General features: G+C 74.0%; 12 protein-coding genes. 7 read left to right on the top strand and 5 right to left on the bottom strand.

The features are described 5' to 3' along the window. Positions 1 to 10 precede the first annotated feature (10 nt). Both K330_RS19680 and K330_RS24215 read right to left on the bottom strand, forming a co-directional pair. Entirely contained in the window at positions 11 to 1,150 is a 1,140-nt protein-coding gene (locus K330_RS19680; protein WP_022921098.1) for a diacylglycerol/lipid kinase family protein, read from the bottom strand. After that, positions 1,147 to 1,386, bottom strand: coding sequence for a hypothetical protein (locus tag K330_RS24215; RefSeq protein ID WP_229665726.1), 240 nt, complete (start codon positions 1,384 to 1,386; stop codon positions 1,147 to 1,149). Before K330_RS24215 ends, K330_RS19680 begins: the two co-directional genes overlap by 4 nt. Before the next feature lie 96 nt (positions 1,387 to 1,482). On the opposite strand from K330_RS24215, the gene serS reads away from it, so the two are divergent. Next, on the top strand, positions 1,483 to 2,766 hold the full coding sequence (gene serS, locus K330_RS0106840) for a serine--tRNA ligase (RefSeq protein ID WP_022921096.1): 1,284 nt from the start codon (positions 1,483 to 1,485) through the stop codon (positions 2,764 to 2,766). Here the strand turns inward: serS and K330_RS0106835 are convergent. Further along, on the bottom strand, positions 2,724 to 3,089 hold the full coding sequence (locus K330_RS0106835; RefSeq protein WP_022921095.1) for a hypothetical protein: 366 nt from the start codon (positions 3,087 to 3,089) through the stop codon (positions 2,724 to 2,726). The two genes, serS and K330_RS0106835, sit on opposite strands and share 43 nt — an antisense overlap. Before the next feature lie 96 nt (positions 3,090 to 3,185). On the opposite strand from K330_RS0106835, the gene K330_RS19675 reads away from it, so the two are divergent. The 6 genes from K330_RS19675 (at position 3,186) to K330_RS0106805 (ending at position 9,380) form a co-directional block, all read left to right on the top strand. Further along, positions 3,186 to 4,583 (top strand): sensor histidine kinase, encoded by a 1,398-nt coding sequence (locus tag K330_RS19675; protein WP_022921094.1) that lies wholly within the window; start codon positions 3,186 to 3,188, stop codon positions 4,581 to 4,583. Beyond that, a complete protein-coding gene (locus tag K330_RS0106825) occupies positions 4,580 to 5,248 on the top strand; it encodes a response regulator (RefSeq protein WP_029202408.1) in 669 nt (222 codons plus the stop codon). The genes K330_RS19675 and K330_RS0106825 overlap by 4 nt, the downstream gene beginning before the upstream one ends. Before the next feature lie 113 nt (positions 5,249 to 5,361). Continuing rightward, on the top strand, positions 5,362 to 6,246 hold the full coding sequence (locus K330_RS0106820) for an ABC transporter ATP-binding protein (protein WP_022921092.1): 885 nt from the start codon (positions 5,362 to 5,364) through the stop codon (positions 6,244 to 6,246). Continuing rightward, the gene (locus K330_RS0106815) at positions 6,243 to 7,514 is read left to right on the top strand and encodes an ABC transporter permease (protein ID WP_022921091.1); all 1,272 of its coding nucleotides are present in this window, start codon (positions 6,243 to 6,245) and stop codon (positions 7,512 to 7,514) included. Before K330_RS0106820 ends, K330_RS0106815 begins: the two co-directional genes overlap by 4 nt. 55 nt (positions 7,515 to 7,569) lie before the next feature. Continuing rightward, on the top strand, positions 7,570 to 8,430 hold the full coding sequence (locus tag K330_RS0106810) for an HAD family hydrolase (protein WP_022921090.1): 861 nt from the start codon (positions 7,570 to 7,572) through the stop codon (positions 8,428 to 8,430). Positions 8,431 to 8,567: 137 nt separating this feature from the next. Continuing rightward, positions 8,568 to 9,380: a TrmH family RNA methyltransferase gene (locus tag K330_RS0106805; protein WP_022921089.1), complete on the top strand. Its 813-nt coding sequence runs from the start codon at positions 8,568 to 8,570 to the stop codon at positions 9,378 to 9,380. Between the two features lie 12 nt (positions 9,381 to 9,392). On the opposite strand, the gene K330_RS0106800 is transcribed toward K330_RS0106805, so the two are convergent. Both K330_RS0106800 and K330_RS0106795 read right to left on the bottom strand, forming a co-directional pair. After that, positions 9,393 to 10,037: a VOC family protein gene (locus tag K330_RS0106800; protein WP_022921088.1), complete on the bottom strand. Its 645-nt coding sequence runs from the start codon at positions 10,035 to 10,037 to the stop codon at positions 9,393 to 9,395. A 66-nt stretch (positions 10,038 to 10,103) separates the two neighbouring features. Continuing rightward, on the bottom strand, positions 10,104 to 12,329 hold the full coding sequence (locus K330_RS0106795) for a heavy metal translocating P-type ATPase (protein WP_022921087.1): 2,226 nt from the start codon (positions 12,327 to 12,329) through the stop codon (positions 10,104 to 10,106). Positions 12,330 to 12,375 lie beyond the last annotated feature (46 nt).

The following is a 12,375-nucleotide window of genomic DNA, read 5'->3' as shown; positions in this document are numbered from 1 at the left end:
CCCGGCCGGCTCAGTCGGCGTGACTGACCTGGTCGTCGTGGTGCGGGTGGCCGCGGCCGTGGGTCAGCGGCTGGTGCTCGGCGTCGCTGAGGACGTCGATCTCGCGACGCGCACCGCGTCGGCCCCCCTCCGGGATGCGCACGAGGAGGCTCCCGGGCTGGACCACCACGCGCATGGCGATCGCCGAGCCGAGGGTGTCGCCGTCGATCTCGATCTCGACCGGCTTGTCCGAGACCACCCGGACCTCCTGGCCCTGCACGTGGTCGACGCGCGAGTGGCCGATGCGGTGGCGCGTCACCAGCTGCCCGAGGGTCGCGGCCCAGCCCACGATGCCCTCGGGGGAGAGCAGCACGGCGTCGACGCTGCCGTCGTCCGCGAGCGCGTCGGGCAGCAGCTCCATGCCGCCCTGCAGCTTGCCGACGTTGCCGACCATCACGCTGCGCACCCGCCGGGTGAAGGTCTCGGTGCCGTCGACCTTGACCGCCACGGTGAACTGCGGACCCTTGAGGTGGCGCAGGCCTGCGACGAGGTAGGCCAGCCAGCCCACCCTGGCCTTGAGGCGCTCGGGCACCCCGGCCATCACCTCGGCGTCGAAGCCCAGACCGGCCATCACCAGGAAGGTGTGCTCCTCGCGCACCTGCTCGGAGGTGCGGTCGTCGACGGCGTCGTCCATGTCGACGTTCTCGGCCGGGTCGTCGTCGTCCTCGAAGCGGGCCGCGAGCTGGGCGCTCGTCGGGCGCACCAGGTCGAGCCAGCAGGTGTCGATCCACGCGTCCTGACCGGTCAGCGCGATCGTCAGGCACCGCTCCAGCGAGTCGTGGGGCAGCTCGAGGTTTCGTGCGAGCAGGTTGCCGGTGCCCGCGGGCAGCAGGCCCATCGGCACGTCGTGCCCGGCCAGCTCGGCGCCGACGGTCCGCACCGTGCCGTCACCGCCCAGCGGGCAGATGAGGTCGACACCGGCAGCCAGCGCCTCCTGGGTCTGGCCGACCCCGGTGTCCTCGGCGGTCGTCTCCAGCCACAGCGGGTCGGCCCAGCCGTGCCGGTGGCAGATCTCGGTGACCTTGCGGCGCACCCGCCCGGCGTCCTCGAACTTCGTCGGGTTGACGATGACGGCGGCGCGACGGGAGGCCCCCTCCGGCCGGTCGCTCACGCGCTCCGCCCGTCGCCGGTGCCGCTGCCACGCTCGTCGTCGGCCTCGAGACGGTCGGCCTTGGCCGCCGCACCCTGCCGCATCCCCCGTGCCCGGCCCCGCCCAGGACGGACGGTGGCCGGCGCCGGGCGGACCGCCCGCACCTCCGTCACCGACAGCCAGATGACGACGGCGGTGAGTGCCAGCACCAGACCCAGGGCGAGGGCGAGCATCGCCCAGCTCGCTTCGCTCTCCATACCCGCAACCGTAGCCGCCCGCCCGCGGCCGCGCGCAGCCGGAGCCGCCCGGCCGGGAGCGGGGCCGCGCGGTGCCGGGCCAGTAGGCTGGCCTGCATGATCGACCTCCGTGAGCTCCGTGACGACCCCGAGCGCGTGCGTGCCTCGCAGCAGGCGCGCGGCGAGGACCCCGGGGTGGTCGACGTGGTGCTGTCCGCCGACGAGCGCTACCGCGCCGCGCTGGCCGGGTTCGAGTCCGCCCGGGCCGAGCAGAAGGCCTTCGGCAAGAAGGTCGCGCAGGCCCAGGGCGAGCAGAAGCAGGCGCTGCTGGCCGAGGTCAAGGACCTCGCGGCCCGCGTCAAGGCGCTGGAGGCCGAGGCCGGCCAGGCCGAGCAGGAGCGCGAGTCCGCGCTGCGCCGGATCGGCAACGTCGTCAAGGACGGTGTCCCGGTCGGCGGCGAGGACGACTACGTCGTTCTCGAGGAGGTCGGCACGCCGCGCGACTTCGCTGCGGAGGGCTTCGCGCCGCGCGACCACCTCGAGCTCGGCGAGCTGCACCACGCGATCGACACCGCCCGCGGCGCCAAGGTCTCCGGAGCCCGCTTCTACTACCTGATGGGCCTGGGCGCCCGCCTCGAGCACGCGCTCATGGCCTTCGCTCAGCACGTCGCCCAGGAGGAGGGCTTCGTGCCCGTGGTCCCGCCGACCCTGGTGCGGCCGGAGGCCATGGCGGGGGCCGGCTTCCTCGACGCCCACGCCGACGAGGTCTACCGCCTCGAGGCCGACGACCTCTACCTCACCGGCACCTCCGAGGTCGCGCTCGCCGGGCTGCACGCCGACGAGATCCTCGACCTGTCGGCCGGGTCGCTGCGGTATGCCGCGACCTCCACCTGCTACCGGCGGGAGGCGGGGTCCTACGGCAAGGACACCCGCGGCATCTTCCGGGTGCACCAGTTCACCAAGACCGAGATGTTCGTCTACTGCCGCGTCGAGGACGCCGAGGCCGAGCACGCCAACCTGCTGCGGGTCGAGCGCCGCATCCTCGACGCCCTCGAGCTGCCCTACCGCGTCATCGACGTGGCTGCGGGCGACCTGGGCGGCCCGGCGGCCCGCAAGTACGACTGCGAGGCGTGGATCCCCACGCAGGGGGCCTACCGCGAGCTGACCTCCACCTCCAACTGCACGACCTACCAGGCCCGCCGGCTCGGCACCCGCGAGCGCGACCCGAACGGCAGCGGCACGCGCACCGTCGCGACGCTCAACGGCACCGCGCTGACGAGCACGCGCCCGATCATCGCGCTGCTGGAGAACCACCAGCAGGCCGACGGGTCGGTCGTCGTCCCGGAGGCGCTGCAGCCCTATCTGGGCGGCTCGAAGGTGCTGCGGCCCCCGCACGCCTGAGCGACCTCGGCCGCGACCCGGTCGAGGGCGTCGGTCCCGCCGGCGAGGTAGGCCTCGGCCAGCGGACCGCGCCCCGCCGGGGTGGCGAGCCACCGGCGGCGTGCCGCCTCGAGCCGGTCGGCCGTGCCGTCGGCGGAGCCCGCGTCCAGCAGCGTGCCCGCCAGCCGCAGCGCCTGCACCGCGCCCTCGGCCTCCTTGGCCGCCAGCCGCTGCGCGTCCGGCCCGTCCAGGCGGCACGTCGAGGGACCGGCGAGCCGGGCCCACCGCTGGGTGGCGCGCTCGCGCGCGGCCGCGACGGCGGTCCGGGTCTGCTCCAGGTCCATGGCCCTTCCAACGTCCGTCGCCGGTGCGACCTTCCCGCCGCGATCTCCCACCTGGGTCGGAGGCGCCCGGGCCCCGTGGCTGCCTACCCTGGAGGGATGAGCGTGGAGCGGTGGTTCGGGATCGACGAGGTGTGGGTCCGGCCCCGTCCACGGGTGGCGGAGGCCCAGGACGTGCGCCTGGCGGTCGCGGCCGCCGCGGTGGTCGCCGTCGGGGCCGAGCTGATGCGCAGCCTCGGCGCCTTCACCGAGGAGCCGCACGGGACCGCCTGGCAGTACGTCGGGATGCTCTCCCTCGCCGCCCTCGTGCTGGTCCGGCGCAGCCACCCCGTCGTGGTGACCGCCGTCGTCGGCGTGCACATGCTGCTGCTCGGCGTCCTGCTGCCGATGACGATGAGCACCCTGCCCATGCAGGTCCTCTACTTCTTCCTCATCTTCTCCGGTGTGGCCTGGGCGCGGGACCGCCGGATGCTGCTGGCGGCGATCGGGCTGGTCGTGGCGCTGATGGTCGCCTGGGTGGCCTGGTCCTACGCGATCGGCACCGGTATGCAGCAGCTCACCGCGATGTTCGCCGAGGACGTCCCCGAGCAGATCGGGCTCTTCGACGTCCCCGCCGCGGTCGCCGGCTTCATGGTGCTCAACAACGTGCTGTTCTTCGGCGGTGCGATCGTGCTGGGCCAGCTGGCCTGGAACGGCGCCCGCAACACCGCCCGCGTCGTGGAGCAGGCGCAGACCATCAGCGAGCAGTCCGTGCGGCTGCGCGACCAGGCCGTGGTCGCCGAGCGGCTGCGCATCGCCCGCGAGCTGCACGACGTCGTCGCCCACCACGTCTCCGTCATGGGGGTGCAGGCCGCCGCCGCCCGGCGGGTCATGGAGCGCGACCCCCAGGCCGCCAGCACGGCGCTGGGCACGGTCGAGCAGGCCTCCCGCGAGGCGGTCACCCAGATGCGCGACCTCGTCGGCACCCTGCGCAGCGGTGAGCTCGCCTCCGGCGGCGCCCGGCCCGAGGAGGAGGACGGGGGCGGCCGCCGCCCGCAGCCCACCCTGGCCGACCTGCCGGCGCTCGCCGACCGGTCGAGCACCCCGACCTGCGCCGTCACCGTGCACCTCGTGCAGACCCCGGAGGGGGCCGCCGAGCGCGTGCCGCCCCCGGTGCAGCTCACCGCCTACCGGGTCGTGCAGGAGGCCCTGGCCAACGTGCACCGGCACTCCACCGCCCGCCACGCCAACGCCGTCGTCCGGGTCGACGAGCCAGCGGGCCGGCTGGAGGTCGAGGTCGTCGACGACGGCACCGCACGGGTCGGCACCTCCGGCACCGGTCTGGGGCTGGTCGGGATGCGGGAGCGCACCGAGCACCTCGGCGGCGCGGTGGAGGCGGGGCCGCGCACCGGCAGCCCCGGCTGGCGGGTGCGGGCGTGGTGCGCCCTCGACGGGGTCCCCGTGCGCGCGCACGGCGAGCCCGCGGGCGTGGGCGTCGGCGCGGGCGCAGCTGTATGAGCGTGCGCGTGCTGCTGGTCGACGACCAGCCGCTCCTGCTGCAGGGGTTCGCGATGATCCTGTCCGTCGAGGACGACCTGGAGGTCGTCGGCCAGGTCACCGACGGCGCCCGCGCGGTGGAGGCCGTCGTCTCGCTGCGCCCCGACGTGGTGCTCATGGACGTCCAGATGCCCGTGCTCGACGGCATCGAGGCGACCCGCCAGGTCGTCGCCGCCCACCCCGAGGTCCGCGTCCTCATCCTGACCACCTTCGACCGGGACGACTACCTCTTCGAGGCGCTCGCGGCCGGGGCCAGCGGGTTCCTGCTCAAGAACTCCGACCCCGACGACCTCGTCGACGCCGTGCGGGCGGTCGCCGAGGGACACGCCCTGCTGGCCCCCGAGGTCACGCGCCGGGTCATCGCCCGGATGGCCACCCCGGGTGCCGGGGAGCCCCCTGGCGACGGGCACGGCATACCCCTGCCCGTCCTGACCCACCGGGAGCGCGAGATGCTCGAGCTGGTCGCGCGAGGGCTGTCCAACGGGGAGATCGCCGCCCGGGCGTTCGTGACCGAGGCGACCGTCAAGACCCACGTGTCCAACATCCTGGCCAAGCTCGGGGTCCGCGACCGGGTGCAGGCCGTCATCGCCGCCTACGAGGCGGGGCTGGTGTCCCCGCGCGGCTGAGCGCCGCCCTCCGTCCGCAGGGGGAGGCCGCATCTCCGACCGCCGGGCGATGTGCCCGGACGCCGCGGTGCCTAGCGTGGGTGGGGTAACGGACCGACACGACGGAGGATGCGATGCTCGAGCTCCAGGGGCTCACGCGCAGGTATGGCGACCACCTCGCCGTGGACGAGGTGGGCTTTGCCGTGCCGGACGGCGCGATGGTCGGCTTCGTCGGCGGCAACGGCGCGGGCAAGACGACCACGATGCGGATGGTCATGGGGGTGCTGGCACCGACCGCCGGCACCGTCCTGTGGCAGGGCAGGCCGGTCACGGCCGCCGACCGCAGCCGCTTCGGCTACATGCCGGAGGAGCGGGGCCTCTACCCCAAGCAGCCGGTGCTGGCGCAGCTGACCTACCTGGGCCAGCTGCACGGGATGACCGCCACCGCGGCCCGCGCCCGCTCCACCGAGCTGCTCGAGCGCTTCGGCCTGGGGGAGCGGCTCAAGGACAAGCTGGAGACCCTCTCGCTGGGCAACCAGCAGCGTGCCCAGATCATCGCCTCGGTCCTGGGCGACCCCGTGCTCCTCGTCCTCGACGAGCCGTTCTCCGGCCTCGACCCCGCGGCGGTCGACCAGATGAGCGCCCTGCTGCGGGAGTACACCGCGCGCGGCGTGCCGGTCCTCTTCAGCTCCCACCAGCTCGACCTCGTCGACCGGCTCTGCGACGCCATCGTCGTGCTGCACCAGGGCCGCGTCGTCGCGCAGGGCACCTCCGAGCAGCTACGGGCCACCGCCCCGCTGCGCTACCGGCTGACCACCACCGGCGACACCGGGTGGGTGCGCGGGGTCCCCGGTGTCGAGGTGGTCGACCTCGACGGGCCCAGCGCCCTGGTCCAGCCCGCCGACGAGCAGGTCGCCGAGCGGCTCCTCGTCGACGCCGTCGCCCGCGGTGGCGTCCGGGAGTTCAGCCGGGTCGTCCCCTCCCTGTCCGAGATCTACCGAGAGGTGGCCGTGTCGTGAGCACCACCCGTGAGCACCCCGACGTCGCACCGCCGCAGGCGGACCGCGCCCGCGTCCCCGACCACCCCTCCGTCACGCCGCCCCGCGCACCCTGGACCCTGGTTATGGCGCGGGAGATCCGCGTGCGGCTCACCGACAAGACGTTCGTCCTGGGCACCGTCCTGACCGTGGTGCTCCTGCTCGGCGCGATGGTCGTGCCGGCGCTCCTGGGCGGCGGCGGCACGGAGTACCGCGTCGCCGTCACCGACGCCACGGGCGCCGCCCTCGTGGAGCGCGCCGCGCCCGCCGTCTCCGGCGCCCCCTCGATGAGCGGGCAGGAGGAGGTCACGGTCCTCACCGAGCCGGTGGCCGACCGGTCCGCCGCCGAGGACGCGGTCGTCGAGGGAGACGCCGACGTCGCCCTGGTCGGCGCGGACGGGGCCTGGGAGGTGCTCAGCGACGGCGAGCCGCCGCTGCGGCTGACCTCGGCCCTCGCCGACACCGTGCGGGCCGAGGCGCTCGCCGCCAACGCCGAGCAGGCGGGCACCAGCATGGCCGAGCTCACGGCGGGCACGGTCCTGACGACCGTCGACGTCGGGAGCCAGGACGGCGCCATGGCCGAGGGCATGCTGTTCGTCGTCGGCCTCGGGTTCGCGATGGTGTTCTACATCGCGGCCCTGATGTTCGGTATGCAGATCGCCAGCAGCGTGGTCGAGGAGAAGCAGTCGCGGATCGTGGAGATCCTGGCCGCCGCGATCCCCGTGCGGCACCTGCTGCTGGGCAAGGTCCTGGGCAACACCCTCATGGCCGTCGGCCAGATGGCGCTCATCGTCGCCGCGGCGCTGGTCGGGCTGACCTTCACCGACCTCGACGTCGCCCTGCCCGGGATGGCCGAGGCCCTGGGGTGGTACCTGCCCTTCTTCCTCCTGGGCTTCCTCGCCCTGGCCTGCGTGTGGGCCGCGGCGGGGGCGCTGGCCTCCCGCACCGAGGACCTGCAGTCGACGACGATGCCGCTGACGATGGTGCTGGTCGTGGCCATCTTCGGGGCGATCAACCTCGACGGCGTCTGGCGCGAGGTCGCCTCCTTCGTGCCGGTCCTGTCGACCCTGCTCATGCCCATGCGCATCCTCGAGGGCGACGTCTCCTGGTGGGAGCCGGCGCTCGCGCTCGCGCTGGTCGCCGGGTTCTGCGCCCTGACGATCCTGCTCGGCAGCCGCCTCTACCGGCGGGCCCTGCTGCACACCTCGGGCAGCCTGACCTGGCGCCGCGCCCTGCGGATGGGCGAGTGAGGCCGGGCCCGGACGTCGCCGCGCCGTTCGCCCTGGTGGCGGCTAGGCTCCCGGTGTGAGCAGCGTCCAGACGACCTCCCCGGAGACCAGGCACCCCGTGCGCGACACCCCCCTCCTCGTCGCCCTCGACGTGGACGGGACCCTGCTGCTGCACGACGGGTCGGTCTCGCCGCGCGTCCTGGAGGTCGTCCGCCAGCTCGAGGCCCTGCCGCACGTCACCGTGGTCGTCGCCACCGGGCGCTCGACCGTCGCGACGCTGCCGGTGCTGGAGCAGTTCGACCTGATGACCCCCGGCCGGCCGGTGGTGTGCTCCAACGGCGCGGTGACCGTCGAGGTCGACCCGACCGCCGACGGCGGGTTCGGCCTGGTCGACGTCGTCACCTTCGACCCGGCACCGGCCGTCTCGCTGATCCACCGCGAGCTGCCCGAGGCGCTCGTGGCGGTGGAGGAGATCGGGGTCGGGTTCAAGGTCAGCACCCCCTTCCCCGACGGCGAGCTGTGGGGCGAGGAGACCGTGGTGCCGATGGAGGAGCTGCTGGCCGACCCCGTCACCCGCGTCACCATCCGTGACCCCAGCTCCACCCCGGAGGAGTTCAGCGCGCTCGTGGAGCGGATGGGCCTGCACGGCGTGAGCTACGCCGTCGGCTGGAGCGCCTGGCTCGACCTGGCGCCGGAGGGGGTCAGCAAGGCCTCCGCCCTGGAGCAGGTGCGGCGCCGGCTCGACGTCGAGCCCTACCGCACGGTCGCCGTCGGCGACCAGCGCAACGACATCGAGATGCTGACCTGGGCGGCGTGCAGCTACGCCATGGGCCAGGCACCCGCCGAGGTCGTCGAGGCCGCCGACCGGATGACCGGGACGGTGGAGGAGGACGGCCTGGTCGACGCGCTGGAGCAGGTGCTGGCCGAGCTCGCCTGAGCCGGAGACGCCGTGCCGTGTGCCGGGACACGCCCGGGCCCGCCGACCTGCGGGGTGCACGTGCGTGCTGAGGGTCGACCTGCCCGGCCGTGTCGCGGACCCGCGGACGCACCTTCGGACCTGAGAGACTGGGCCGCGTGCCCGAGCCGACGCTGATCACCTCCCCGGCCAACCCCAGGGTCAAGGCGCTGGGGACCCTGCGTCGGCGGCGGGTGCGCGAGGAGCAGGGACGCACGCTGGTCGAGGGCCTCGAGGAGCTCGAGCTCTCCCTGGACTCCGGCGTGGTCCCCCGCGAGCTCTACTTCTGCCCGGAGCTGATGGGCGCGACCGCGCGGGCCTCAGGGCTGGTGGACCGCGTCGGTCGGCTCGGGACCGAGCTGGTGCAGCTGTCCCGGGCGGCGTTCGAGAAGGCGGCCTATCGGGAGGGCCCGGACGGCTTCCTGGCCGTCGTCGACACGGTCGAGCGCCGCTGCGCCGACCTGGACGTGCCCGACGACGCGCTGCTGCTCGTCTGCCAGGGGGTGGAGAAGCCCGGCAACCTCGGCGCGATGCTGCGCACCGCCGACGCGGCCGGTGTCGACGCGGTGGTCGCGGCCGACCCGGTGACCGACTGGGGCAACCCCAACACGGTGCGCGCGTCCAAGGGCACGGTCTTCTCGGTGCAGGTGGCCTCCGACACGACGCAGGCGGTGCAGGCCTGGCTCGCCGGGCGCGGCATACCCCTCGTGGCGGCGACGCCCGACACCGACACCGAGCACACTGACGTCGACTGGACCGGGGCCGTCGCCGTCGCGGTCGGCGCGGAGAAGACCGGGCTGACGCCGGAGGTGATCAGCGCTGCCGACCGGCGCGTGCGGATCCCCATGGTCGGGCGCGCCGACTCCCTCAACGTCGCGACCTCGGCCGCGATCATCCTCTACGAGGCGGTCCGTCAGCGCCGCGGGCGCTGACCGCGACCTTCGTCAGATGGTGACGACGCCGTTGGCGGTCTCGAAGGTGACGTCGAACAGGCACGGCTCGTCGTCCTCGACGAAGCCGAACTCGACGGAGGTCTCGAAGGTGCGCTCCTGCAGGTGTCCCAGGCCCAGCCAGGCCCGGACGACCGTCGGCTCGCCGCCGATCGTCAGACCGCTCAGCCGGGTGCTGCTCTCGCTCAGGTGCGAGGGGTGCACCTCGGGGGCGGAGACCCACTTGACGAAGAAGGGCAGGTTGCCGTGGTCGATGACGTTCTTGACGCCGATCTGCAGCCACTGCAGCTCCACGCCCTCGGGCGTGTGCCGGTGACCCTCGACGGCGCCGCGGCCGAGACGCTCCTCGACGGGCGCGAGGTCGTCGACGGCCACGACCCAGGCCATCCAGCCGCCGCCGCGTCCGGAGCGGGCCTTGACGGCCTGGCCGAAGGGCGCCTTGTCCGAGGCCGGGTGGTCCAGGGCCTCCACGACCTCCAGGTAGCGGTCGTCGGCGAGCGGGAGGACGACGTTGCGGGTGCCGAAGCGGGGGTGGACCCCGCCGTCGAAGGGTGAGACCCCGAGCTGCTCCCCGAGCCGTGCGGCCGTCGCCTGCAGTCCGTCCGGGCCGGCGGCGTAGCTGACGTGGTCGATGCGCATGCGGTCATCGTGACACACCGGCCGGACGTCCTTGACACCCCCCTGCAGGTGTGGCCGTGGGCCCGGTCAGCGGCGGCCGTAACCCTTCAGGCGCAGGCTGTTGAGGACCACCAGCACCGACGACAGCGCCATCGCGCCACCGGCGATCAGCGGGGTGAGCATCCCGAACGCGGCCAGCGGGATCGCCAGGGTGTTGTAGCCGAAGGCCCAGACGAGGTTCTCCTTGATGACGCGCAGCGTCCTGCGGGACAGCCCGATGGCGTCGGCCACGGTGTCGACGTCGGAGCGCATGAGCACGATGTCCGCCGACTCGGCCGCGACGTCGGTGCCCGAGCCCATCGCCATCCCGAGGTCGGCCTGGGCCAGCGCCGCGGCGTCGTTGACGCCGTCGCCGACCATCGCGACCACCCGGCCCTGCTCCTGCAGCGCCGAGACGTGGGCGAACTTGTCCTGCGGCAGCACGCCGGCGTCGACGTTGGCCTCGTCGATGCCGACCTCGCGCGCAACGGCCCGGGCGGTGTGCTCGTTGTCCCCGGTCAGCAGGTATGGGGTGAGGCCGAGCTCGCGCAGGCGCGCGACGGCGGAGGCGCTCGAGCTGCGGGCGGTGTCGGCGACCGTGATCGCGGCACGGGCGGTGCCGGCCCAGCCGACGAGGACCGTCGTGCCGGTGCCGGCGTCGACGGCGGCCTGCAGCTCCTCGGGCACCGCGTCGAAGAGGTCGGGCTTGCCGACCGTGACCTCGACGTCCTTGATGCTCGCGCGCGCGCCCCGACCGGGCAGGTTCGAGAAGCCGGTGATCGGGCTGGGCTCGATCCCACGCTGCCGGGCGCCCTCGACGACGGCGCGGGCGACGGGGTGCTCGCTGCCGGTCTCGACGCTCGCGGCCGCCTTGAGGGCGGCGTCCGGCGCCAGGGCACCCGCGGTGACCACGTCGGTCAGGACCGGCTCACCGGTGGTCAGCGTGCCGGTCTTGTCGAGCACGACGGTGTCGACCCGGCGGGTGGACTCCAGGATCTGCGGGCCCTTGATGAGGATGCCGAGCTCGGCGCCGCGGCCGGTGCCGGTCAGCAGGGCGGTCGGCGTGGCCAGGCCCAGGGCGCACGGGCAGGCGATGATCAGCACCGCGACCGCCGGGGCGAGCGCCTCGGCCAGGGAGTGGCCGGTCAGCAGCCAGAGCACGAACGTCACCAGGGCGATGACGAGCACGGCCGGCACGAAGACGGCCGAGATCCGGTCGGCGAGGCGCTGCACGGGCGCCTTGCCGGTCTGGGCCTGCTCGACGAGCTGGGTGATGCGGGCCAGGGTGGTCTCGCTGCCCACGCGGGTGGCCTCGACGACCAGCCGGCCGTGACCGTTGACCGTGGCACCGGTGACGTCGTCACCGACCGAGACCTCGACCGGCATCGACTCGCCGGTGACCATGCTGGCGTCGATCGTGCTGCTGCCGTCGACGACCCGGCCGTCGGTGGCGACCTTCTCGCCCGGGCGCACGACGAACCGCATACCCGCGCCGAGCTCCTCGATGGGGGCGCGCACCTCGGTCCAGGCGCCGGAGCCGACCTCCTGGCGCAGGATCGCGACCTCCTTGGCTCCGAGCTCGAGCAGGGAGGTCAGGGCTGAGCGTCCCTGCGCCTTGGCGCGGGCCTCGATGTAGCGGCCGATGAGGAGGAAGGCGGTGACGACCGCGACGACCTCGAAGTACATGTCGTGGCTGAAGCCGGTGAGCAGCGCCACGACCGACCAGCCCATCGCGGCGGTCGTGCCGACCGAGACGAGGGTGTCCATCGTCGAGGACAGGTGCCGGGCGTTGATCGCCGCGGCACGGTGGAAGGGGAAGGCCGCCCACAGGTAGACGGGCAGGGTCAGCACGAGCTGCAGCCAGTGACCGGTCGTGCCGAGGGCGTCCGCGACGGGCGGCACCATGTGCAGCACGGCGACGACGGCGCCGAGCACGCTGGCGACGACCATCCGCAGCCGCAGGGAGTCCTTGCTGACCACGTCGTGCGTCATCGCCGGGGCGCGACCGCCGCGGTCGTCCTCCAGGGGCGTGGCGCCGTAGCCGGTCTTCTCGACGGTGGCCACGATGTCGGCCACGCTCAGCGCGGAGGGGAAGCTCACCCGGGCCTTCTCGGTCGCCAGGTTGACGCTGGCCTCGACGCCGTCGAGCTTGTTGAGCTTGCGCTCGATGCGTGCCGAGCAGGACGCGCACGTCATCCCGGTGATGGCCAGGTCGACGTGCTGCTGGGCGTCGGCGGCGGGGACCGGGGTGCTGGGACGGGTGCTGGTGCTCATGCTTCTTCCTTCGACCGACGACGTCGTGCGTACGTTCTCGCCCCGA

Origin of the sequence: Ornithinimicrobium pekingense DSM 21552 (assembly GCF_000421185.1) — a bacterium.
Lineage (GTDB): Bacteria > Actinomycetota > Actinomycetes > Actinomycetales > Dermatophilaceae > Ornithinicoccus > Ornithinicoccus pekingensis.
The sequence above is the reverse complement of the archived record's forward strand: the minus strand, read 5'-3'. Positions and strand labels throughout refer to the sequence as shown.